23 protein-coding genes and 2 pseudogenes are annotated in these 22,662 nt (G+C 64.0%); 12 read left to right on the top strand and 13 right to left on the bottom strand.

Annotation, left to right across the window (positions count from 1 at the left end; genetic code table 11):
- Positions 1–14 precede the first annotated feature (14 nt).
- Positions 15–326 carry a DUF962 domain-containing protein gene (locus tag ACMGT0_RS09275; RefSeq protein ID WP_054061177.1) on the top strand — a complete coding sequence of 104 codons (312 nt, stop codon included), beginning with the start codon at positions 15–17 and terminating at the stop codon, positions 324–326.
- A 21-nt stretch (positions 327–347) separates the two neighbouring features.
- On the opposite strand, the gene ACMGT0_RS09270 is transcribed toward ACMGT0_RS09275, so the two are convergent.
- Positions 348–1,169: a UDP-2,3-diacylglucosamine diphosphatase gene (locus ACMGT0_RS09270; protein WP_054061176.1), complete on the bottom strand. Its 822-nt coding sequence runs from the start codon at positions 1,167–1,169 to the stop codon at positions 348–350.
- A 131-nt stretch (positions 1,170–1,300) separates the two neighbouring features.
- Here ACMGT0_RS09270 and ACMGT0_RS09265 point away from each other — a divergent pair, with 131 nt between their 5' ends.
- From ACMGT0_RS09265 to ACMGT0_RS09255, 3 genes are all read left to right on the top strand, one after another.
- Positions 1,301–2,056 (top strand): AraC family transcriptional regulator, encoded by a 756-nt coding sequence (locus ACMGT0_RS09265; RefSeq protein WP_273819325.1) that lies wholly within the window; start codon positions 1,301–1,303, stop codon positions 2,054–2,056.
- 78 nt (positions 2,057–2,134) lie between these two features.
- A complete protein-coding gene (locus tag ACMGT0_RS09260; protein ID WP_416772316.1) occupies positions 2,135–3,025 on the top strand; it encodes a DMT family transporter in 891 nt (296 codons plus the stop codon).
- Positions 3,026–3,170: 145 nt separating this feature from the next.
- Entirely contained in the window at positions 3,171–3,467 is a 297-nt protein-coding gene (locus ACMGT0_RS09255) for a hypothetical protein (protein ID WP_054061538.1), read from the top strand.
- Positions 3,468–3,523: 56 nt separating this feature from the next.
- Here the strand turns inward: ACMGT0_RS09255 and ACMGT0_RS09250 are convergent, their stop codons facing one another.
- From ACMGT0_RS09250 to recQ, 4 genes are all read right to left on the bottom strand, one after another.
- Positions 3,524–3,808 carry a SelT/SelW/SelH family protein gene (locus ACMGT0_RS09250; protein WP_054061539.1) on the bottom strand — a complete coding sequence of 95 codons (285 nt, stop codon included), beginning with the start codon at positions 3,806–3,808 and terminating at the stop codon, positions 3,524–3,526.
- A gap of 9 nt (positions 3,809–3,817) precedes the next feature.
- The gene (locus ACMGT0_RS09245; protein WP_416772313.1) at positions 3,818–6,028 is read right to left on the bottom strand and encodes a FimV/HubP family polar landmark protein; all 2,211 of its coding nucleotides are present in this window, start codon (positions 6,026–6,028) and stop codon (positions 3,818–3,820) included.
- Positions 6,029–6,157: 129 nt separating this feature from the next.
- Positions 6,158–6,592, bottom strand: coding sequence for a MarR family transcriptional regulator (locus ACMGT0_RS09240; protein WP_054058297.1), 435 nt, complete (start codon positions 6,590–6,592; stop codon positions 6,158–6,160).
- A gap of 153 nt (positions 6,593–6,745) precedes the next feature.
- Positions 6,746–8,875 (bottom strand): DNA helicase RecQ, encoded by a 2,130-nt coding sequence (gene recQ / locus ACMGT0_RS09235; RefSeq protein ID WP_416772311.1) that lies wholly within the window; start codon positions 8,873–8,875, stop codon positions 6,746–6,748.
- A 281-nt stretch (positions 8,876–9,156) separates the two neighbouring features.
- On the opposite strand from recQ, the gene ACMGT0_RS09230 reads away from it, so the two are divergent.
- Together ACMGT0_RS09230 and ACMGT0_RS09225 are read left to right on the top strand one after the other, a co-directional pair.
- Positions 9,157–9,744 (top strand): YecA family protein, encoded by a 588-nt coding sequence (locus ACMGT0_RS09230; RefSeq protein ID WP_054058299.1) that lies wholly within the window; start codon positions 9,157–9,159, stop codon positions 9,742–9,744.
- Positions 9,745–9,760: 16 nt separating this feature from the next.
- Positions 9,761–10,156: a YbaN family protein gene (locus ACMGT0_RS09225; RefSeq protein ID WP_054058300.1), complete on the top strand. Its 396-nt coding sequence runs from the start codon at positions 9,761–9,763 to the stop codon at positions 10,154–10,156.
- Here the strand turns inward: ACMGT0_RS09225 and ACMGT0_RS09220 are convergent.
- Both ACMGT0_RS09220 and ACMGT0_RS09215 read right to left on the bottom strand, forming a co-directional pair.
- Positions 10,153–10,755, bottom strand: a complete 603-nt coding sequence (locus tag ACMGT0_RS09220; protein WP_416772309.1) for a tRNA-uridine aminocarboxypropyltransferase — start codon at positions 10,753–10,755, stop codon at positions 10,153–10,155. The two genes, ACMGT0_RS09225 and ACMGT0_RS09220, sit on opposite strands and share 4 nt — an antisense overlap.
- Before the next feature lie 14 nt (positions 10,756–10,769).
- The gene (locus tag ACMGT0_RS09215; RefSeq protein WP_054058302.1) at positions 10,770–11,663 is read right to left on the bottom strand and encodes a LysR family transcriptional regulator; all 894 of its coding nucleotides are present in this window, start codon (positions 11,661–11,663) and stop codon (positions 10,770–10,772) included.
- A gap of 167 nt (positions 11,664–11,830) precedes the next feature.
- Between ACMGT0_RS09215 and speB the strand changes: the two genes are divergently transcribed.
- The 5 genes from speB to ACMGT0_RS09190 all read left to right on the top strand — a co-directional run bounded on the left by speB (position 11,831) and on the right by ACMGT0_RS09190 (position 16,766).
- Positions 11,831–12,781 carry an agmatinase gene (gene speB, locus ACMGT0_RS09210; RefSeq protein WP_054058303.1) on the top strand — a complete coding sequence of 317 codons (951 nt, stop codon included), beginning with the start codon at positions 11,831–11,833 and terminating at the stop codon, positions 12,779–12,781.
- 9 nt (positions 12,782–12,790) lie between these two features.
- Complete coding sequence (locus ACMGT0_RS09205) at positions 12,791–13,201, top strand: YybH family protein (RefSeq protein ID WP_054058304.1); 411 nt, start codon at positions 12,791–12,793, stop codon at positions 13,199–13,201.
- Positions 13,202–13,255: 54 nt separating this feature from the next.
- Positions 13,256–14,767: a purine-cytosine permease family protein gene (locus ACMGT0_RS09200; protein WP_054058305.1), complete on the top strand. Its 1,512-nt coding sequence runs from the start codon at positions 13,256–13,258 to the stop codon at positions 14,765–14,767.
- Positions 14,768–14,913: 146 nt separating this feature from the next.
- Entirely contained in the window at positions 14,914–16,293 is a 1,380-nt protein-coding gene (locus ACMGT0_RS09195) for a sodium:solute symporter (RefSeq protein ID WP_054058306.1), read from the top strand.
- 233 nt (positions 16,294–16,526) lie between these two features.
- Positions 16,527–16,766: a hypothetical protein gene (locus ACMGT0_RS09190; protein WP_054058307.1), complete on the top strand. Its 240-nt coding sequence runs from the start codon at positions 16,527–16,529 to the stop codon at positions 16,764–16,766.
- 129 nt (positions 16,767–16,895) lie between these two features.
- Here ACMGT0_RS09190 and ACMGT0_RS09185 read toward each other — a convergent pair whose 3' ends face one another.
- The 4 genes and pseudogenes from ACMGT0_RS09185 to ACMGT0_RS09170 all read right to left on the bottom strand — a co-directional run bounded on the left by ACMGT0_RS09185 (position 16,896) and on the right by ACMGT0_RS09170 (position 19,625).
- Positions 16,896–17,024, bottom strand: coding sequence for a PA1414 family protein (locus ACMGT0_RS09185; RefSeq protein ID WP_273819320.1), 129 nt, complete (start codon positions 17,022–17,024; stop codon positions 16,896–16,898).
- A gap of 166 nt (positions 17,025–17,190) precedes the next feature.
- Positions 17,191–17,622: pseudogene (locus tag ACMGT0_RS09180) on the bottom strand (methyl-accepting chemotaxis protein); the annotation flags it as partial.
- Positions 17,623–17,733: 111 nt separating this feature from the next.
- Positions 17,734–18,504, bottom strand: a pseudogene (locus ACMGT0_RS09175) (PAS domain-containing protein); the annotation flags it as partial.
- Between the two features lie 284 nt (positions 18,505–18,788).
- Positions 18,789–19,625 (bottom strand): S1 RNA-binding domain-containing protein, encoded by an 837-nt coding sequence (locus tag ACMGT0_RS09170; protein WP_416772306.1) that lies wholly within the window; start codon positions 19,623–19,625, stop codon positions 18,789–18,791.
- Between the two features lie 217 nt (positions 19,626–19,842).
- Between ACMGT0_RS09170 and ACMGT0_RS09165 the strand changes: the two genes are divergently transcribed.
- On the top strand, positions 19,843–20,703 hold the full coding sequence (locus tag ACMGT0_RS09165; RefSeq protein WP_416772304.1) for a DUF6279 family lipoprotein: 861 nt from the start codon (positions 19,843–19,845) through the stop codon (positions 20,701–20,703).
- A gap of 18 nt (positions 20,704–20,721) precedes the next feature.
- Here ACMGT0_RS09165 and ACMGT0_RS09160 read toward each other — a convergent pair whose 3' ends face one another.
- Complete coding sequence (locus ACMGT0_RS09160) at positions 20,722–21,114, bottom strand: hypothetical protein (protein ID WP_054058311.1); 393 nt, start codon at positions 21,112–21,114, stop codon at positions 20,722–20,724.
- A 108-nt stretch (positions 21,115–21,222) separates the two neighbouring features.
- Positions 21,223–22,569, bottom strand: a complete 1,347-nt coding sequence (locus tag ACMGT0_RS09155; protein ID WP_416772302.1) for a DEAD/DEAH box helicase — start codon at positions 22,567–22,569, stop codon at positions 21,223–21,225.
- Positions 22,570–22,662: the final 93 nt, after the last annotated feature.

The following is a 22,662-nucleotide window of genomic DNA, read 5'->3' as shown; positions in this document are numbered from 1 at the left end:
ACGGAGAGTACTCAATGGAAAACGTCAGGAAATTCAACAGCTTTAGTGAGTTTTACCCGTACTACCTGAACGAGCACGCCGACAGCACCTGTCGCCGCCTGCATTTCGTCGGGACCACCCTGGTGATCTTCATTCTCGCGCTGATCATCGGTCGCGGTGCCTGGGCACTCCTGCCCCTGCTGCCACTGGCCGGCTACGGGTTCGCCTGGGTCGGGCACTTTTTCTTCGAGAAGAATCGCCCGGCAACCTTTCAGCATCCTTTCTACAGCCTGCTGGGCGATTTCGTCATGTACCGAGACATGCTGCTCGGGCGCGTCCCTTTCTAGGGAAAAAAGGGTGTCGGGGGCTCAGCCAGGCTGAGTGACCTTCTGCAGGTCCAGCCTGAGCTGGGCCTCTTTCGCCTGGGCATCGGCCAGCCGATACAGCTCGATGGTACCGTCCCAGTGCTCGATCAGTGCCGTGCAGGATTCGACCCAGTCACCGCAGTTCAGGTACTCCACGTCGCCGACCTGGCGGATTTCGGCATGGTGGATATGGCCGCAGATCACGCCATCGAGCCCACGCTTCACGCATTCGTGGGTGATGGCTTCCTCGAAGTCGCTGATGAAATTCACCGCGGTCTTGACCTTGTGCTTCAGGTAGGCCGACAGCGACCAGTAGCCATAGCCGTAGCGGGCCCGCCAATGGTTCAGCCAGCGGTTGAGGGTCAGGGTGAACTCGTAGGCCGAATCGCCGAGAAACGCCAGCCAGCGGTGGTAACGGGTGATCACATCGAACTGGTCGCCGTGGATCACCAGCAGCCTGCGGCCATCGGCGGTCACGTGCACGGCTTCGTCCACCAGCTGGATATTGCCGAGGATCAGCTTCGAGTAGCGACGCAGGAATTCGTCATGGTTGCCGGTGACGTAGACCACCTCGGTGCCGCGCTTGCTCATGGTCAGCAGGCGGCGGATCACGTTGGTGTGCGCCTGGGGCCAGTACATGCCGCCCCGCATCTTCCAGCCGTCGATGATATCGCCGACCAGGTAGATACGGTCGGCATGATAGCCCTTGAGAAACTGCGACAGATGCTCGGCCTGGCAATCCCGGGTGCCGAGATGCACATCGGAAATCCACAGGGTTCGCACACGCTGCTTGCGACTGGGTTTGGCGAGCTCCGCACGGGTCATGGGCATTCTCCGGATTTTTCCTGAGCTTGCACCGGGGCAGTGAACTGACCATGACAGGCAAACGACAGTCTTGTGACAGCCGCCGAACCGGCCCAACCGGTGTAGACTGAACCTCTGCCGAGGAGACCGCCATGGGCCCGTTCCTGACCCTGCGCCAATACAGCGAAGAACTGATCGTCCACAGCCACGCCCATGCCCAGCTGGTGTTCGGCCTGTCCGGCCGGCTCGATTTCGAGATCGAGGGCCGCGGCAGCCGGGTGGTGCAGCAGAGCGTCGCGGTGGTCCCCTACGATGCCCATCACACCTGCGGCAGCCCGGACGGCAGCCGCTGCCTGGTACTCGACGTGCCGGACGAGCACTGGCTGGTGCAATCGCTGGGGGAACACGCCGACGCCAGCCGACGGCTGATCGACCGGGCCGGTTCGCTGGCGCTCAATGCCAGCCAGGGCCGCCTGGTCGACTGGCTGGCGAACAGCCCGGTGCAGGATCCGCTGATCGCCCGCCAGGGCGCGGTGCTGCTGTTGGCCAGCCTGAACGCTCCGGCTGTGGTGATCGCCGACAAGCGCCTGCCTCTGGCGGCCCTCGACGCGCATATCGATCGCTACGCCGCCCGCCCGCTGGAGGTCGCCGACCTGGCGCGCATCGCCGGCTTGTCCAACGCCCGGTTGCATGCACGGTTCATGGCCGAGTGCGGGCAGACACCGATGGATTACATCCGCACCCGGCGGCTACGGCTCGCCCTCGGCCTGTTGCGCGAGTCCGCGCTGCCGGTCGGCGAGATCGCCGCGCGTGTCGGCTACAGCTCGCAGAGCGCCTTCTGCGCCGCCATCCTGCGCGAGTTCGGCGCTTCGCCGACAGCCTTGCGCCGCGAGTCTGGCGACAACTGACGCGAGTCCCGCGACAGACGGCGCCATACCCCGCGCCCTAGACTGCCAGCTCGTGCCCAAACGTTCTCAAGGATCGCCATGACTCCCCGCTCCGCCCTCGGCGCCCTGCATATCGGCGCACTGATGTTCGGCCTGACCGGTGTGTTCGGCAAACTCGCCACCACCTCCGCCACCCTCATCGTCTTTGGCCGCGCCGGCTTCGCCGTGCTCGCCCTCGCGGTGTTCGCCCGCCTCGCCCGCAACAACGGCTGGCAGCGCCTGCCGGGGCGGGACTGGGGCCGACTGCTGGTCAGCGGCCTGCTGCTGGCCGGGCACTGGATCAGTTTCTTCCTCGCGGTGAAGGTCGCCGGCGTCGCCGTCGCCACCCTGGGCTTTGCCAGTTTCCCGGCGTTCACCGTGATTCTCGAAGGGGTGATTTTCCGCGAGCGCATCCGCCTGAACGAGATACTCCTGGTGCTGCTGGTCAGCATCGGCCTGGTGCTGGTCACCCCCGAGTTCGACCTCGCCAGCCAGGCCACCAGCGGGTTACTCTGGGCCGTGCTGTCCGGGCTGCTGTTCTCGCTGCTGTCGCTGAACAATCGGGCCGGCTCCGGGCGCGTCAGCGCGGTCCAGGCGGCGCTGTGCCAGAACCTGGTGGTCGCCTTCTGCCTGCTGCCCTGGGCGGCGCCTCACCTCACCGGGGTCCGCGCGCTGGACTGGCTGTGGCTCGGCCTGCTCGGCGTGTTCTGTACCGCCGTCGCCCACAGCCTGTTCGTCGCCAGCCTGGCGGTGATCAAGGCACGCACCGCCGCGGTGGTCTTCGCCCTGGAACCGGTGTACGGGATCGCCGCCGCGTGGTGGCTGTTCGGCGAAAACCCGAGCCCGCGCATGCTGCTTGGCGGTGTACTGATCATCGTCGCGATCGTGCTGTCGAGCCTGCTGAGCGGCGCGCCACGCCCAAAAAACCTGGAAGTTGCCGCCGCGCCGTGATTTTCCGCGACTGTCCTATACTTGCAGCATCCGCAACAGTCAGCCGTCGTTACCCGGATAACAGGGCTGCTCGGCGACGGCGGCAGTGATCCAGCAGTAGCTCGATGCCAGTTGCCCTCCAACTCACACTGTGGAGGGTTCATCCATGGAATTCATCAGTCTCCTGATTCAGCTGGTCAGCGGTGCGGTGGGTGGCAATATCGCCGGCGCCGCCACCGACAAGTACAGTCTCGGCCCCTGGTTCAATTCACTGGCGGGCGGCATTGGTGGCGTGGTGCTCAGCCAGGTGCTGTCAGTCATCACCAACGGCAGTTTCGGTGGAGACGTCGGCAACCTCGACCTGAGTTCGATTGCCAGCGGTATCGCCAGCGGCGGGGTCGGCGGCGCGATACTGAGCCTGGTGGCGGGCTTCATCAAGGCCAAGCTCAGCCGTTCCGAGTGAGTCCGGCCGGCATGACGTCGTTGTCAGTCAACAGGTGGCAATGACGTCAGCGCCTCTCAGCGAGCGTCGTTATGGCCCAGGTCGCGCTCCGGGTCGATCTGGTCGCGCACCCGTTGCTTGAGCACCTTGGCCTCGGGAAAACCGCCATCGGCCTTGCGCTCCCAGATCTGCACGGCATCGCAGGTGATGCGAAACACACCGCCGGTCCCCGGCTCCAGGGACACCTTGCCCAGGTCGTCGCAGAAAGTGCTCAGCAACTCCTGGGCTAGCCAGGCGGCCCGCAGCAGCCACTGGCACTGGGTGCAATAGGTGATGACGATTTCCGGTTTGCCTGCACTCATGATGCGCTCCTAGCGGATACTGGCCAGGAGGGTCCGGGCCGTCTGCTTCAACGGCTCATCCCCTTCCCTGAGCAGTTCATGCAACAGTTGGCTGGCATGATCCAGGTCGCCGACATTGATGAAGGTCTGCGCCTGCTCCAGCTTGCTGGCCGAGGCCTGCTCACGCTCCAGGCTGTCGAAATCCACTTCCAGCGGTTCGATATCCAGGGGCTGCTCATCGCTCATGAAGCTGTCGAGGAACTCGTCGTCCAGGGTGTCTGCGTCCAGCGACAGGCTCAGTTCGTTTGCCGCCGGCCGCTCGGGTTCCGGCTCGGCGAAATCGCTGAGAAACTGCTCGTCGGGCATCTCGAACACATGCGGCAGTTCGTTGAGGTTGCTGGCGAACTGCGGGTCGACGCCGGACAGCGTCGACGGCTCCTCGGCGGCCTTGCCCCGCTGCGGCAGGGCGTTGTCGAACGGGCTGACCAGATCCCAGTCCGAATCCATCGACAGGTCGTCGAGGTTGAGCTGGAACTCGTCTTCCAGTGGCGCGGGCTCAGGCTCGGATTTGGCCTCGGGCTCCTTTTCCAGCCAGTCGGCGGCGAGCACCGGGGCGGCCAGCGTCGCAGCGGCTGCCACGGCGGCAGGAGCAGTGACCGGAGCCGGTGCCGGAGTCGACGCAATTGCCGCCGGAGCGGCTGTCGGTGCCGCGGGAACGGCCTGCGGTGCGGGCGCCGCATGCAGTTTCGGATGCTTGGCCCGCAGGTCGCGCAGGGTCGACTCGCTGAAACCCGTGTCGAGCAGATGCTGTTCTTCAATCGTGTAGGCGTCGTTGTCCCCCTGCTGGGCCAGCACATCCAGCAGACGCAGGCGCAAGTCGGTGCGCTGCGGCTCCTTGAGTATGGCCTCGCGCAGAATCCCCGCCGCTTCCTTGAAACGTCCGTAGGCGATGTAGATGCTCACGCCTTCCAGGGCATCCGGGACCTCACTGGTCTCGCGGCGTGCCACCGTTGCCAGCGGCTCGGCCAACGGCTCGTTGTGCTCCGCCGGAGCAACGGCGGCGCTGGCGGGTAGCACACGACTGACCATGGGCGGGTCCTGGGGCAGCGGCGCGGGCTCGACCGGCAGTGGCGTCGAACGGCGCCGACGACGCACCACCAGGGCGGCCGCCAGCAACAGGAGCAGCACGGCCAGGGCGGCCAGGAGCAGCAGATTCAGGCCGCCGGACTGTTCGGCGACCACCGGAGCAGCAGCGACAGGAGGCACCACCGGTGCTGGTGCAACCGGGGGAGCCACCGGCTTGGCCTTGAGTTCCGCCAACTGGGCCTGCAACTCACCCAGCTGTTTCTGGTCGATGGCGATCTGCTCGTCCTGGGTCTTCAGGCGCGCCTGCAGCTCCTCGATGGTTTTTTGCAGTTGCTGGTTTTCCAGGGTCGCGGCGGCAAGTTGTTCAGCACCCTGCGCGGCGTTTTGCGCCGCTTCGGTCAACGCGGTCGCAGGCGCCGCGGCCGTCGCCGGGGGGCTGGCCGGGACCACGGCAACATCCGGCAGCAACAGGCTCTGGCCGGCCGCCAGCCGCTCGCTGCCCGGATTGAGCGCGCGAATGCCCTGGGACAACTCATTGACACTGGCCTTGCTGCCCGCCTCGTTCAGGCGCCTGGCGATGCTCCAGAGGCTATCGCCCCTGGCCACGGTGTAGCGCTTGCCCTGGGTCGCCGGCGGCGGCACCCTATCGGCGACGGGCGCTGCCTGTTCCACCGAACTGTTGCGCGCCGGCGGGCTGTAGGTCCCGCTGCCCGGTGGATCGAGCAGCACCGTGTATTCGCGCAGCAGGCGGCCGTTGGGCCGGTTGACCTGGATCAGGAAATTCAGGAAGGGCTCGCTGACCGGCTTGCTCGACTGTACCCGGATGAAGCTGCGATTGCCCTGCAGGACCGGCGTGAAGCGCAGGTCGTTAAGGAAGAACAGCCGCTCGACGCCAGCGCGGGAAAACTCCTCGGGTGTCGCCAGGCTGACCGACAGTTCGCCTTCGCTCAGATCACCGGGATCGACCAGGGCGATTTCCGCATTGAGCGGCTGGCTGAGCGCCGAATGCAGGGTGATCTCCCCCAATCCCATGGCCGACGCCAACGCCGGATGCAGCAATGACAGTGCCGCCACGGCCATCCAGCGCCGCCGGACCGCGGTCACCAGGGGCTTTTCAGTGGAACACCGCAACGCGGACTGCAAACTCTCGAGCATGAGTATCCCTTAAAGGCCCGACATCACCCCACGGCCAGCGGGGTCCGAATGCCGACACAATACACAGAACCAGTAAATCTTATAGTCTGCCGGCCAGGGATTCTCCAAATCCGGCAGAGCGGGAATGCCTCAGGATTTTTCCAGGTTCGCCAGGATCCGGCTGTGAACCCGCATGCTGATGCGCAATTCCTCTTCGTCGACGCCCTCGAACAGTTCGTGACGCAAGGCGGTGGCGATGGTTTCGATCTGTTCGATCAGCGGTCGCGCCGGGGCACAAAGCACGATCTTCTTGGCCCGGCGGTCCTCCACGACCGAGTGGCGCTGGACCAGCCCCTGGGTTTCCAGGCTGTCGAGCAGACGGGCCAGGGTCGGCCCTTCCACACCAACGCTCTGCGCCAGTTCGCGCTGGGTCGGCGCCTCGGAAAAACGCGCCAGGTGCAGCAATACCAGCCAACGGGCCTGGGACAATCCCAGGCCGGCCAGGCGGCGATCCAGTTCGGCACGCCAGCCACGGGACATTTGCGCCAGTTGCATGCCAAAACGGTGTTCATCGGTTAACGACATAAGGAACTCATGGTCAGACTTAAAAATAGATAAAACTAATTATTAGTCAGCTAAGCATGGAGCCTGGCCGGAGGCAAGGGCTCAGCTGTGTACAAACATGACTTGTCGCAAATAACCCAGAGATAGGCCGGGGAATATTCCATTTCCCTCTCCTCATAGTTCGAATTCGGCTTGCAGGGCCGCTCGCACGCAATACAGGACACCCTCGGGCACCCGTCCGGCGAACAGTTCGGCGACCTCGCTCACGGCAGGCAGTTCGCCCTCGCCATCGAGGAAGGTGTCCTGGATTTCCCCCAGCAGATCCTCGGGCAGGTCCAGGGCCTGCTCCAGCGACAACTGCTGGCGGCCAATCGCCTCGGCCAGCAGCGTATAGACGTTCTTCTCCGAGCACTGCAACTGGCCGGCGATCTGCAAGGGAGTCATGCCGGCACGGGCCAGGCTGATCAGTTCGTGACGAATGTCGACGACCACCCTGGGCGTCTCGGCCTCGCCGGCCAGGACTTCGAGGAACGCCTCGCCATAGCGCTCCAGCTTGCGCGCACCGACGCCGCTGACCCTGGCCATCTCGGCCATGGTCGTCGGCTGGCTGCGCAGCATTTCCAGCAGCGTCGAGTCGGGGAAGATGACATACGGCGGCACCGCATGCTCCTGGGCCAGCTTGCGCCGCAGGGCACGCAGGGCCTCCCATTGCTCGCGCTCCTCGCCACGCACCAGTTGGCTGGCCGGGCTGGCGGAAACGCTCTTGGCGGCGACCTGCGGCTTGAGGTCACGACGCAGTTCCAGGCTGACCTCGCCACGCAATAGCGGCCGGCAAGCGTCGCTCAGGCGCAGGCCGCCATAGCCCTCGATGTCGATATCGGCCAGGCCGCGCGCCACCAGCTGGCGGAACAGCGAGCGCCACTCGCCCTCGCTGAGCGCCTTGCCCACGCCGAACACCGCCAGGTGCTGGTGGCCGAAACTGCGGACCTTGTCGTTCTCCTTGCCCAGCAGCACATCCACCAGGTGGCCGACGCCGTAGCGCTGGCCGGTGCGGTAGATCGCCGACAGCGCCTGGCGTGCCGGCTCGGTGGCATCCCAGGTCTGCACGCCGTCGACACAGTTGTCGCAGTGACCACAGGGCTGTGGCAGGTCCTCGTCGAAATACGCGAGCAGCGTCTGGCGACGGCAGCGGGTCTCCTCGCACAGCGCCAGCATCGCGTCGAGCTTGTGGTGCTCCAGACGCTTGTGGCGCTCGTCGCCCTCGGAGTTCTGCAGCATCTGCTTGAGCATCACCACGTCCTGCAGGCCGTAGGCCATCCAGGCGTCCGCCGGCAGGCCGTCACGCCCGGCCCGCCCGGTTTCCTGGTAGTAGGCCTCCAGGGACTTGGGCAGGTCGAGGTGGGCGACATAACGCACGTTGGACTTGTCGATACCCATGCCGAAGGCAATGGTCGCGACCATGATCAGCCCTTCCTCGTTGAGGAAGCGCTTCTGGTTGTCCGCGCGGGTCTCTGCGGGCAGCCCGGCGTGATACGGCAGGGCCGGAAAACCCTGTTCGCAGAGCAGCGCGGCGACCTCGTCGACCTTCTTGCGCGACAGGCAGTAGACGATGCCGGAGTCGGCACGGCGCTGCGCGAGGAACGCCAGCAACTGCTTGCGCGGCTGTTCCTTGGGCACGATGCGGTAGAAGATGTTCGGCCGGTCGAAACTGGAGAGAAAACGCTCGGCGTTCTCCAGGTGCAGGCGATTGACGATCTCCTCGCGGGTGCGCTTGTCGGCGGTGGCGGTCAGGGCGATGCGCGGTACGTGGGGGAACATCTCGGCCAACTGGCCCAGTTGCAGGTATTCCGGACGGAAGTCGTGGCCCCATTGCGACACGCAGTGGGCCTCGTCGATGGCGAACAGGGCGATATCGAGGTTCTGCAGGAACGCCAGCATGCGCGGCTGCACCAGGCGCTCGGGCGCCAGGTAGAGCATCTTCACCTCGCCGCGACGAATCCGCGCCGCCAGTTCGCGCTGCTGCTCGGCACTCAGCGTCGAGTTCAGCGCCGCCGCCGCCACGCCGAGTTCCTCCAGCGTCGCGACCTGGTCGTCCATCAGTGCGATCAACGGCGACACCACCACCGCCAGGCCATCGCGCAGCAGGGCCGGGACCTGGTAGCACAGCGATTTGCCGCCGCCGGTCGGCATCAGCACCAGGGCATCGCCGCCGCTGGCCACGCGCTCAATAATGGCACCCTGGCGACCGCGAAAGCTGTCGTAACCGAAGATGTCCTTGAGGACGCGTTGAGCCTGTTCGAGCATAGCCACTCCAAAAATCACCGAAACGCCCTGCAAAGGCTGGTCGAAAAGCCGCTGTCCTGACGGAAAAAACCGTAAGCGGGAATTTCTCCAGCCGTCGCGACCCGCGATGGGGCATCACAAAACGCGGCAGTATACCCGAGCGTCATCCGGCAGAGGGGCCTGCCGGTCGATCAGCGACTATCCTTGTTGAAGAGTAAAACCGCGCAAATCTATGTGTTTGCTGGCCTGCGAGCTCAAGAACGCCTAGAATTCAGCATCGTTTATTCCCAAGGTAGCCCCCCATGTCCTTCGCTGAGCAACTCACCCGCCTGCAAGCCTTCCTCGACGCCGACGAGCTGCACGAAGAAGCGCTGGACTACGTGGCCGCCCACGGCTACCTGACTGCGCTGTCGATCTGCTCCGAGGTGGTCCCCGATCGCGAATGGATCGACGCGCTGTTCGCCGAAGAGCCGCACTACAAGGATGCCGCCCAGCGCGAGGAAATCGAAGCCACGCTGATCCAGCTCAAGGCCCATATCTCCCGCCAGTTGGCTTCCGACGAGGAATTCGAGCTGCCCTGCGACCTCGACCTGGGCGACGACCCGGACGACTCCGAACTGCGCGGCTGGTGCATCGGTTTCATGGAAGGGGTGTTCCTGCGTGAGGAAGCCTGGTTCGAAACCGCCGAGGAAGAAGTCAGCGAAATGCTCCTGCCGATCATGGTCGGTTCGGGCCTGTTCGACGAGCAGCCGGAGTTCTCCGACATCGCCGCCGATGCCAACCTGATGGACGACATGATCGTGCAGATCCCGGAGGCGCTGACCGCCCTGTACCTGCTGTGCAATGCGCCCGACGAGAAGCCGGCGATCCTCAAGCCCCGCCACCACTGAGTCACGTCCGGTGGCGATGCGCCCCACGGGCAGTCGCTCGCCATTCCTGCGCTACGCGCTGCTGGCCATCGGCTGGCTGAGCGTAGCGCTGGGGGTACTGGGCATTTTCCTGCCGGTCCTGCCGACCACGCCATTCCTGCTGCTGGCGGCCGCCTGTTTCGCCCGCAGTTCGCCACGCTTCTACCACTGGCTGGTGGAGCACCCGCGCCTGGGGCCATGGGTCCGTGACTACCTGGACGGCAATGGCATCCCGCTCAAGGGCAAGGTCTATGCCATCGGCCTGATGTGGCTGAGCATCGGCTTTTCCTGCTACCTGGTGCCGCTGTTCTGGGCACGCCTGTTCATGCTGACCAGCGCCGTGCTGGTCAGTGTCTATATCCTGCGGCAGAAAACCCTCGAGCCGCGGCGCTAGCGCTCGCCGTGGTTGCGCTGGTAGGTATCGTGGCCCATGGCCCGGATCTGCCCCTCGATCAACGCTTCGAACGGCTTGAGCAAGGCCTCGAACGAAACCGGCTGCTCCAGGGTTTCCAGGGCCCGGGCAATCGCTTCCACCGTCGACAGCGCTCCCGGCTCCGGCGCCTTGCGCAGGCGATAGCGCGATCGCGCGCCCGGTTCCAGGCTGACCCTCGGCAGGCTGGCCAGCAGCGGATTGAGGTGCAACAGCTTGCGCGCCTTGCGCCAGGTGCCGTCGGGGACCACCAGCAACAGTGGCCGTTCGTCGTCCGCCGCTGCGTACGGTTGCAGCAGTTGTGCATCATCCGCCGGGAACAGCAACCGGGCCTGGTAACCCGGCTGGTCGAGCAATGCCGGCAGATCATCGAACACCTCCCCCACCCGCAACTCGGCATTGGTCAGGCCCAGGGTCGCCAGTCGCGCGGTATTCAGGGCATGACCGACCTCGCTCGGGTGCTGCAGCACCAGCACGCGGGTGCGGCTGTCGAGCTGCGGGATCAGCGCGCAAAGGCAGTGGCTCTGGGGACGCAGGCAGCGTTCGCAGCAGGCTCTGGACATAGGGTCGACTCCGATCAGGGCTGGTTGAGCTGCGCCTTGAGCAGGTCGCGGAAGGTCTGGATCAGCGGCTCGCGGCTACGGCCACGGCGCAGGATCATCGAAAAGGGCGCCTGGTAGCCAAAGGTCGCCGGCAGCAGCACGCGCAGGTCGCCCTTGTCCGCCCAAGGCTGGGCGTAGTGTTCCGGCAGATAGCCGATATAGGCGCCGGACAGCACCAGGATCAGTTGCGCCTCCATGCTTTCCACGGTCGCCGCACTGTGCTTGAAGCCGTGCCGGGCCAGTTCCGCCTGGCTCCAGTAGCCGCGGCCGACCATGCGCTGCTGGGTGATGACCTGCTCGGGAATCCGCCGCTCGTGGTACAGCGGATGGCGGTTGCTGCAGTACAGCCAGTGCTGCTCGCGATACAGCGGCTGGTAGACCAGCCCGCTCATGCGCGTGGAGAAGGCTCCGATGGCCAGGTCCAGGCGGTTGTCCTGCACGCCAAGCTGCAGTTCGTAGGGGCTCAGCACCGACAGGTGCAGGTGCACCCCCGGATGTTCCTGGCTGTAGGCACCGATGGCTTCGGCCAGGGGCAAGGCCGGCTCGCTGACGGTGGAGTCGATCACCCCGAGGTTCAGCGTGCCGCGCAACTCGCCCTTGAGAGCGGCGGCGTACTGTTCGAAGCCCTCGAGTTCACCGAGCAGGCGCAGGGTTTCCTGGTGGAACAGCTCACCCTTGCTGGTCAGGCTGAACCCGCCGCGGCCGCGGTGGCACAGCACCAGGCCCAGGGTCGACTCGAGCTGGCTCATGTAGGTGCTGATGGCCGATGTCGACAGGTTGAGTTCCTGCTGGGCGTTGGCGAAGCCCTGGTGGCGCACCACGCTGACGAAGATGCGCAATAGTTTCAGGTCGGGTAAAGCGTTGGCCATGGGGGGTCCTGGGTAGGGTCAACGGTGCCGGAAGCCAGTCCGTCGGCACAGTGTCCCATTAGTTCAGAAAAATCTGAACTAAGTATTTGCCGACAGCGATTTTTCCCGCCCGGCGTCTTTCGCAGAATCGGTCCCCTGATAACCAGAACAAACGATGAGGCTTACCCGTGGACAAGATTCTTCACCAACCACTGGGCGGTAACGAAATGCCGCGCTTCGGCGGCATCGCCACCATGATGCGCCTCCCCCACCTGCAATCGCCCGCCGGCCTCGATGCCGCGTTCGTCGGCGTACCGCTGGACATCGGTACCTCGCTGCGCTCCGGGACCCGCTTCGGTCCACGGGAAATCCGTGCCGAGTCGGTCATGATCCGCCCCTACAACATGGCCACCGGTGCCGCGCCGTTCGACTCGCTGTCGGTTGCCGATATCGGTGACGTGGCGATCAACACCTTCAACCTGCTCGAAGCCGTGCGCATCATCGAGCAAGCCTATGACGCCATCCTCGAGCACAATGTCATCCCGCTGACCCTGGGCGGCGACCACACCATCACCCTGCCGATCCTGCGGGCGATCCACAAGAAGCACGGCAAGGTCGGCCTGGTGCACATCGACGCCCACGCCGATGTCAACGATCACATGTTCGGCGAGAAGATCGCCCACGGCACCACCTTCCGCCGTGCCGTCGAAGAAGGCCTGCTGGACTGCGACCGCGTGGTGCAGATCGGCCTGCGTGCCCAGGGCTACACTGCCGAAGACTTCAACTGGAGCCGCAAGCAGGGTTTCCGCGTGGTCCAGGCCGAGGAGTGCTGGCATAAATCCCTCGAGCCACTGATGGCCGAGGTTCGCGAGAAGGTCGGCAATGGCCCGGTGTACCTGAGCTTCGACATCGACGGTATCGATCCGGCCTGGGCACCGGGTACCGGCACCCCGGAAATCGGCGGCCTGACCACCATCCAGGCCCTGGAAATCGTTCGTGGCTGCCAGGGTCTCGATCTGGTCGGTTGCGACCTGGTGGAAGTCTCGCCCCCCTACGACACCACCGGCAACACCTCGCTGCTGGGCGCCAACCTGCTGTACGAAATGCTCTGCGTACTCCCAGGCGTGGCCCACCGCTGAGGCGTTACCATGAACGACCGTGACCAGGTTCTCAAGGCCGCCGCCGAACTGGTAGCCGCCTTTGCCGCCAACGACCGCGAAGCCTACTTCGGCGCCTTCAGCGCCGATGCCAGCTTCGTCTTCCACACACTCGAACAACCGCTGCTGTCGCGCGACGCCTACCAGGCGTTGTGGGACCAGTGGCGTACCAGGGATGGCTTCGAAGTGCTGTCGTGCACCTCGAACAACGCCTTCGTCAGCCTGCAGGGCGACGTGGCGATTTTCATCCATGACGTGGCCACCGAGCTGCGTCTGCAAGGGGAGCACCTCTTCAGCCAGGAACGCGAAACCATCGTGTTTCGCAAACAACAAGAACAGGGCCACTGGCTGGCCTGCCACGAACATTTGTCAGCGACACCCCAAGGACTGCCCTCCCCTTAGCCAACAGCGGCAGCCCCCGCGGAAGATGGGGGCGCCGCAATGATCGGAGCGATCATGAATAACAACAACAACGACAAAAGCCTTAGCAGCATTGAAACCAACGGGGTCGAACAGATCCCCGACAACGAACGTGACGCCCGGCCCGGTGACCTGTTTCGCCTGATCTTCGGCGGCGCCAATACCTTTGCCACCGCCGTGCTCGGCAGCTTTCCGGTGCTGTTCGGCCTGTCCTTCCAGGCCGGTGTCTGGGCGATCGTCCTGGGCGTGGTAGTCGGCGCGCTGATCCTCGCGCCCATGGGCCTGTTCGGCCCGATCAACGGCACCAACAACGCGGTATCCTCCGGCGCGCACTTCGGTGTCCACGGGCGTATCGTCGGTTCGTTCCTGTCGTTGCTGACCGCCATCGCGTTCTTCTCGCTCTCGGTGTGGAGCTCGGGCGACGCGCTGATCGGCGGCGCCAAGCGCCTGATCGACCTACCGGAAACCGACCTGACCCTGGGCCTGGCCTACGGCCTGTTCGCGATCCTGGTGCTGACGGTGTGCATCTACGGCTTCCGCTTCATGCTGTGGGTCAACCGCATCGCCGTGTGGGCGGCCAGCCTGTTGTTCCTGCTGGGCATCTTCGCCTTCGCCCCGGCGTTCGACAGCCGTTTCGCCGGCACCGTGGCCCTCGGCCAGGCCGGGTTCTGGGCGGCGTTCATCGGTTCGGCACTGGTGGCGATGAGCAACCCGATCTCCTTCGGTGCGTTCCTCGGCGACTGGTCGCGCTACATCCCGCGGGAAACGCCGAAGGGACAGATCCTGCTGGCGGTGATCGCCGCGCAACTCGCCACGCTGATCCCGTTCCTGTTCGGCCTGGCCACCGCGACCATCGTGGCGGTCAAGGCACCGGACTACATCGCGGCGAACAACTATGTCGGCGGCCTGCTGGCCGTATCGCCGAGCTGGTTCTTCCTGCCGGTATGCCTGATCGCGGTGATCGGCGGCATGTCCACCGGCACCACCTCGCTGTATGGCACCGGCCTGGACATGTCCAGCGTGTTCCCGAAGATGCTCTCGCGGGTCAAGGCGACCCTGCTGATCGGGATTCTGTCGATCGCCTTCATCTTCATCGGACGCTTCGCCGCGAACCTGGTGCAAAGCGTGTCGACCTTCGCCGTGCTGATCATCACCTGCACCACCCCGTGGATGGTGATCATGCTGATCGGCCTGCTGGTGCGTCGCGGCTTCTACTGCCCGGATGACCTGCAAGTCTTCACCCGTGGCGAAACCGGTGGCCGCTACTGGTTCAACCACGGCTGGAACTGGCGCGGCCTCGGGGCCTGGATCCCCAGCGCACTGGTCGGACTGTGCTTCGTCAACCTGCCGGGGCAGTTCGTCGGCCCGCTGGGCAACCTGGCCGATGGCATCGACATCAGCCTGCCGATCACCCTCGGGCTGTCGGCACTGATGTACCTGGTGCTGCTGAGCCTGTTCCCGGAATCGCCGGCGGTGTACGGGCCGGATGACCCGCGCAGCCGAGGTTCCAGCTCGACGAAGAAGCCGGTCGCACAGCAAACGGCCTGAACCGAAGCCCCAACCGAACCTTGCATTCCCTGTGGGAGCGGGCTTGCCCGCGAACGGGACCGGAAGCCGCCACAACGCTTCACCGGCCAGCACGCTCCCACAACCGACTGTTCCACCATAACAACTACAATCGGAGACACGCCATCATGGCCCTGGATTTATTGGTTGTACTCATTTATGCCGCTGGCATGCTCCTGCTCGGTTACTACGGCATGCGCAGAGCCAAGACCAACGAAGACTACCTGGTAGCCGGACGCAACCTCGGCCCGACCCTGTACATGGGCACCATGGCCGCCACCGTGCTGGGCGGTGCCTCCACCGTCGGCACCGTACGCCTGGGCTACGTTCACGGCATTTCCGGTTTCTGGCTGTGCGCAGCGCTGGGCCTGGGGATCATTGCGCTGAACCTGTTCCTCGCCAAACCGCTGCTCAAGCTGAAGATCTACACCGTCACCCAGGTGCTGGAAAAGCGCTACACCCCCCTGGCCCGCCAGGCCAGCGCGGTGATCATGCTGGCCTATGCCCTGATGATCGGCGTGACCTCGACCCTGGCCATCGGCACCGTGCTGCAGGTGCTCTTCGGCCTGCCGTTCTGGGTTTCGGTGCTGCTCGGCGGCGGCGTCGTGGTGGCCTACTCGACCATCGGCGGCATGTGGTCGCTGACCCTGACCGACATCGTCCAGTTCATCATCAAGACCGTCGGCCTGATGTTCATCCTGCTGCCGATCTGCCTGTACCGCGTCGGCGGCTGGGACGAGCTGGTGAGCAAACTGCCGGCGGCGAGCTTCAGCTTCACCACCATCGGCTGGGACACCATCATCACCTACTTCATGATCTACTTCTTCGGCATCCTGATCGGTCAGGACATCTGGCAACGGGTGTTCACCGCCAAGGACGAGAAGGTCGCGAAATACGCCGGCAGCGTCGCCGGGCTCTACTGCATCGCCTACGGCCTGGCCTGCGCGCTGATCGGCATGGCCGCCCACGTGCTGATCCCGCAGTTGGACAACGTCAACAACGCCTTCGCCGCCATCGTCAAACTGTCGCTGCCGGACGGCATCCGCGGCCTGGTGATCGCCGCGGCCCTGGCGGCGATGATGTCCACCGCCAGCGCCGGCCTGCTCGCTGCCTCCACCGTACTGACCGAAGACCTGCTGCCCAAGCTGCGCGGCGGCAAGCCTTCGAGCCTGGGCCTGAACCGCCTGTTCACCTGCCTGACCGGCCTGGTGGTGCTGGGGATCGCGCTGGTGGTGAGTGACGTGATCAGCGCCCTGACCCTGGCCTACAACCTGCTGGTGGGCGGCATGCTGATCCCGCTGATCGGTGCCATCTACTGGAAACGCGCGACCACCGCCGGTGCCATCGGCAGTATGGCCCTGGGCTTCGTCACCGCATTGGTGTTCATGTTCAAGGACGGCCTGGACGCCAATACGCCGATCTACTACAGCCTGGCCGTCGGTCTGGTCAGCTTCATCGTCATCAGCCTGATGTCACGGCGCCCGGCGACCGTGGCCAGCGCCATCTGATACTGCGTTTACTTCAGCGGGTGCGACGTCGGTTGTCGCATCCGTTTTTTTTGCCTCCAGCTCTCCGACCAATGGTTGGATGCATTTGAAGCAACCTGTGCTGTACTGGCACTTAGCGACTGCCTTTGGCATTAGCCAAAAGGTACAAGGATCGCTGGTGTCATGCTCATGACAGCTATCGCAATGCCCTGGGAAAGGGATCCGTGACCCACATCCTTTCCTGTGAGGCAACCATGAACAGGCTCGAAATCCATCAGCAGATCTGCCACTCCATCGAACGGCAACTGGCGCTGAAATGGCTGCAAGACCCTTCCCAGGCTGAAGAAAACAGCTACTCCCTCGATATCGCCGCCCTGTTCCACGAACTGGAATCACAATTCCACGTGCAACTGGATCTCAAGCGAGACCTGCGCGGTATCAACACGATTGAGGACTTGAGCCGTTTTATCTACGCGAAAACCCGGGCCGCCTGATGCCCGGGCACCGGCTCAACGTGGATTTTCATTGCTTTCGAACAGGTCGGGACACGGACGTGTCCCGGTGTCGTACAGCCAGGGGCACCCGTGCCCGGCTCAGGAGGAAGTCGCGAGCCGGCGGGGTGCTTAGCGACGTGGCTGCGGCCGGCGGCGGCGGTCGTCGTCGGTGCGGATCGGCACCGGTTGCAGGGGAGGCTCGATCAGGCCGAGGGCGACACCGAGGTCGTGGAGCCAGGTTTGCAGTTTGTCTTTCATAAAGCCCCCTTCAGGGTAATGCGAGCGACGTGGTTCTTGGCCGCCTCACACAGATCATAGCTCCAAGTCCCAGGTAATGCTTGCTTTCCAAGACGTTGATTACGCTAAATCATGGCAAAAAGCTACAAGCTGACGCGCGGACAGCGATCAAGCTGACTGGCGGCACTCATTTCAGTTGATTGGCGAAGCGCCCTACCGCGCCCACCACCTGTTTGGCACCGTCCTGGATCTCGACGATCACTTCACCGGCCTGGTTGGCCAGGGACAAGCCCTGTTCAGCCTTGACGCGGCTGGTGGACATGTCCCGCACGGCCTCGTCCACCAGTTTCTGGTTCTGCTGGACCACCGTGACGATCTCCTCGGTGGCCGCACTGGTACGCCCGGCCAACTGCCGGACTTCATCGGCCACCACCGCGAACCCACGCCCCTGCTCGCCGGCCCTGGCGGCCTCGATGGCCGCATTGAGCGCCAGCAGGTTGGTCTGCGCGGCGATACTGCCGATGGTCTGGACCATCGAGGTGATCAGCATCGACTGCTTGCCCAGCGCCTCGATACCTTCCGAGGCAGACTGCATCTCCTCGGAAATTTCCTGCATGGTCGCCACCGTGTTCTTCACCACCGTGGCGCCACGCTGGGCCGTGGTGTCGGTCTGCTGCGAAATGCCATAGGCGATCACCGCCGCCTCGCCGACCTCTTTCTCGCGGAGCACCTGGTCGGTCACCACGTTGGCGAACTTGACCACCTTGTAGAGCTGGCCCTGGGCGTCGTGCACCGGGTTGTAGGTGGCCTCCAGCCACACGTCCCGTCCCTGGCTGTCGAGACGCTTGAAGCGATCGGCGACATACTCTCCGCGGTTGAGCCGGGCCCAGAATGCCTGGTACTGGCTGGAATTGGCCTCTTCGGTCGAACAGAACATGCGGTGGTGCTTGCCGACGATCTGCGCCAGCGAGTAGCCCATGGCCCGCAGGAACTGATCGTTGGCGGTGATGACCTCGCCATCGAGGGTGAACTCGATCACCGCCGTGGAGCGCAGCAGCGCCTTGATGAACGCCTCGTTCTCCTTCATGGTTTCGACCGTATGCGTGACATCGCGGGCGAAGCACTGGATATGCAGCAGGTCACCCTTCTCGCTTTTCACCGGCTGCCAACTGCCATGCAACCAGGCCAGGCTGCCATCAGCCCGCAGGAACCGGTAGTTGTCGCTGACCGAAACGCCCTTGGCCACCGCGGCCTGCAGGTTATGAAAGCAAGGCAGGTTCTTGACGTAGGCCGGGACGAAATTATCCAACGGGCGATTCCTCATTTGCTCGTCCTTGTAGCCCAACAGGTCGAGGAAGCGCTGATTGAAGTCGATGACGCGAAACTGCGGATCGAGCACCACTGAAATCATTTCAGCCGTCATGCCGTGGAACAACTGCTTCAGCTCGAAAAGCTCTTCTTCTTTGCTCTCTAGAATCTTCTTCAGATTAGAATTGAACATGACTGCAAGAATCCCTTTTTGCCTCGCTATTCCAAGGCTATCGGTTCCTTCAGGCAATCACTGATGACCATCCGTCGCCTGGAAACCGGCGCCGCAGATTGCTTGAAAAACCGACAGCCCCCCGTCACCGCCCCATACAGTTCAAGCGGGGTAACGAGAAACATAGCCGAGATCGGGAAGACTTGCTGGAAGAGAATAAAAGTGGACTTTCTCGGGGAAAATCCCACGCTTGCGCGTGCCCCCAAAGGCCTCGGCAGCTTCGCCGGGGCCTTGGCGGCAACGGTTCAGTTCAGCTCGATGCGATCGGCATGAATGACGATCTGGCCCTGCTTGTACAGCGCGCCGATGGCTTTCTTGAAATTGCCCTTGCTGACCCCGAACAGGTCGCTGATCAGCGCCGGGTCGCTCTTGTCGCTGACCGGTAGCACACCGTTGCTCTCACGCAGCTTGGCGAGGATCTTCGCATTCAGGCTGCCGGCGGCTTCTTCACCGACCGGCTGCAGGCTCAGGCTGATCTTGCCGTCGGCACGGATCTGCTTGATGTAGCCCTTTTCCCGTTTGCCGGACCGCAGGAACTTGAACACCTCGTTCTTGTGGATCAGGCCCCAGTGCCTGTTGTTGATGATGGCCTTGTAGCCCATGTCGGTGGTTTCGACCACCAGCAGGTCGACTTCCTGGCCGACCTTGTAGTTGGCCGGGGTCTTGTCCAGGTAGCGGTCCAGCCGCGCGGTGGCGGTGATGCGACGGGTGTGCTTGTCGAGATAGACGTGCACCACGCAGTAGTCGCCGGCATTCAACTGGCGCTTTTCCTCGGAGTACGGCAGCAGCAGATCCTTGGGCAGGCCCCAGTCGAGGAACACGCCGATGCTGTTGACCTCCTTGACCTTGAGGCTGGCGAACTCGCCGACCTGGACTTTCGGCGTCTCGGTGGTGGCGATCAGCTTGTCGTCGCTGTCCAGGTAGATGAAGACATTCAGCCAGTCCTCGTCCTCACTGGGAACGTCCTTGGGGATATAGCGATTGGGCAGAAGAATCTCGCCATCCTGCGCACCATCCAGGTACAAGCCGAAGTTAGTGTGCTTGACCACTTGCAAGCTGTTGTAGCGCCCGATTAAAGCCATTTCCGATACCCTCATTGCGTGGCGGGCATTCTACCCGAGTTTGCCCGCGGCTGTTTCACGCCCTGCACGGCAGGCTGTGGGAACCGGCGGTTCATCCGCGAACCGGCTCACACCTTGCCCACACCCCGGGAGCCTGCCGCAAGGCCATGCATCTTTGCATTGAACCGCCGGGCCATACGGTGTTCTATGGGGAGAACGCCCCAGCAAGGATTCGCTCATGCCGTGCCGTCGCGCCCTACTGCTCTGCTGCCTGCTCCTGAGTCTGGCAATCGCCGCCTGTACCCGGATCGGCCTGGCCTATCGCAACCTCGATGTGATCATTCCCTGGACCCTCGGCGACTACATCGAGATGCATCGCGAGCAGAAAGGCTGGCTTAACGAGCGCCTCAGGGAGCATCTGCAATGGCACTGCACCACCCAGTTGCCCGACTACCTGCACTGGCTGGACCGCGTGCAGGCAATGATCGAGAACGGCCAGGTCGATGACGCCCACTTGCAGGCGCGCACCGTCGAGGCCCGGACGGCGATCGCCCAGGTGGCCCGGGAGATCACCCCATCGGCCGTCGAGCTGCTCAGGGGCCTGGACGATCGGCAAGTCGCGGAGATGAACGAAGCCTTCGCCAAGGAGCAGCGTGAGCGCCAGGCCGAATATGTCGCGCCGCCGCTGGAGGAACAGATCCGCGATCGCGGCGAACGGATGAGCAAGCGCCTGAAGGCCTGGATCGGCCCCTTGAGCCTGAGCCAGCAGCAGCGGGTCATCGCCTGGTCGACGGCGCTCGGCGAGCAGAACCGTCTGTGGATCGCCAACCGGGCCTACTGGCAGGCGCAACTGAGCGAGGCGGTCGCCGAACGCCGCAATGCCGAGTTCGAGCAGAGGATCGCGCAACTGCTGCAGCATCAGGACAGTCTGTGGACGGCGGAGTATCGCCAGGCCTACGAGCGCACCGAGCGGGCGACCCGCAGCCTGATAGTCGATCTGGTGGCCGAGAGCAGCCCGACCCAGCGGCAGTTGCTGCTCAAGCGGATCGCCGATCTGCGGCGGGACTTCAGCGAGTTGAAGTGCCTGAAGGGGGGTTGAGCCCCCTCCCCGAAGGCCTCAGGCAATCTGCGCCTTGGACGCCAACTCGTCGAACACCCGCGGATCCAGCGCATCCTGCTGCTCATCCAGCACCAGCCGTGGGTGGTCATTGCCGGGGATGCTGCTGTCGATAAGGCTCAGCAGGCTAGATCCCCTCGGCGTGAGGACAAAGTTCTCGCCGTTGCCTCCCTCCTCTTCCGGCCGCGGCGCGATGAAACCGTTCCTGAGCAGCACCCGCTCGTAATCGGCAGCCAGGGCCTTGAGCTCATCGAGATTGCCTGGCGGCTCACCTGCAGCCGCCTGGGCCGTGGCGTGTTGCTCGGCATAGGCCCGTGGCGCGAAGTTGTGGCCGGCACTGTTCTGCACTTCATGGAGCAGACGTTCGATCAGTTCCCAGTTGTAAGTCGTCATCCTGATGCAACCTCCCACTGTTGAAAGGAAAAATCTCCCTTGTCAGTAGTGGACAGGCGACAACCGTGGCCGTTCAGCCAGCCCTGGCCTCCCGCCGATGACCGGCGCCTACTCGCCGGTCGAGGCCTGTGGCTTGCGGCGCTTGAGTGGCGCCATGCCGTCCTGGCTGACCAGCGCCGGCGCATCGCTTTTCGGCCGGTTGGCAGTCTTGCGCCGGGTCGGTGTCTTGGCCGACGACTTCTTCTTGTCACCCTTGGCGTCGGTCTTTTTCTTCTTGGTGCCGGCGGCCTTGCCCGACGCCTTGACCTTCTTCGGCCCGCTGTAGGTGCCCTTGACCTCCTTGATGGTGCGGCGCTCGAAGTTCTGCTTGAGGTAGCGCTCGATGCTCGACATCAGGTTCCAGTCGTTGTGGCAGATCAGCGAGATCGCCAGGCCGTCGTTGCCGGCACGCCCGGTACGGCCGATGCGGTGCACATACTCGTCGCCGCTGCGCGGCATGTCGAAGTTGATCACCAGGTCCAGGCCATCCACGTCCAGGCCGCGGGCGGCGACGTCGGTGGCGACAAGGATCTTCACCGCGCCCTGCTTGAGGCGGTCGATGGCCAGCTTGCGGTCCTTCTGGTCCTTCTCGCCGTGCAGCACGAACGCCTTGTAGTGCTGGGCGACCAGACGGCCGTAGATACGGTCGGCCATGGCCCGGGTGTTGGTGAAGATGATCGCCTTCTCGTAGGTCTCGTTGGCCAGCAGCCAGTTGACGATCTGTTCCTTGTGGTGGTCGTGGTCGGCGGTGATGATCTGCTGGCGGGTGTTCTCGCTCAATTGGCTGACGGCATTGAGCTGCAGGTGCTCGGGGTTGTTCAGCACCTTGCCGATCATCTCGCGCAGGCCGGAACCGCCGGTGGTGGCGGAGAACAGCAGGGTCTGCTGGCGCTTGGCGCACTCGTCGACCAGGCGCTGCACGTCGTCGGCGAAGCCCATGTCGAGCATGCGATCAGCTTCGTCGAGCACCAGCACCTCGACTTCCTTGAGGTCCAGGTTGCCGGCGTTCAGGTGCTCGATCAGGCGCCCCGGGGTACCGATCAGGATATCCGGCACCTTGCGCAGCATCGCAGCCTGCACCTTGAAGTCTTCGCCGCCGGTGATCAGGCCGGACTTGATGAAGGTGAACTGCGAGAAGCGCTCGACTTCCTTGAGGGTCTGCTGGGCCAGCTCGCGGGTTGGCAGCAGGATCAGGGTCTTGATGCTGACCCGGATCTTCGCCGGGCCGATCAGGCGGTTGAGGATCGGCAACACGAACGCGGCGGTCTTGCCGCTGCCGGTTTGCGCCGTCACCCGCAGGTCACGCCCTTCGAGCGCGAGCGGAATGGCCGCGGCCTGCACCGGGGTAGGCTCGACAAAGTTAAGCTCGGCCACGGCTTTGAGCAGGCGTTCGTGCAGGGCGAATTGGGAAAACACGGGGGCTGACCTCGAAGAAATGCAAAATATCAGCTGCATAGGTTAACGGTTTCCAGCGCCAAGGCCGAGTTTCTTTGCACAACCCCCGATAAA

This window comes from Pseudomonas sp. RHF3.3-3 (assembly GCF_048069595.1).
In the GTDB taxonomy this organism is placed as follows: Bacteria; Pseudomonadota; Gammaproteobacteria; order Pseudomonadales; family Pseudomonadaceae; genus Aquipseudomonas; species Aquipseudomonas fuscovaginae_B.
Note: the sequence above shows the minus strand (reverse complement) of the source record. Positions and strands in the feature narration are given on the sequence as shown.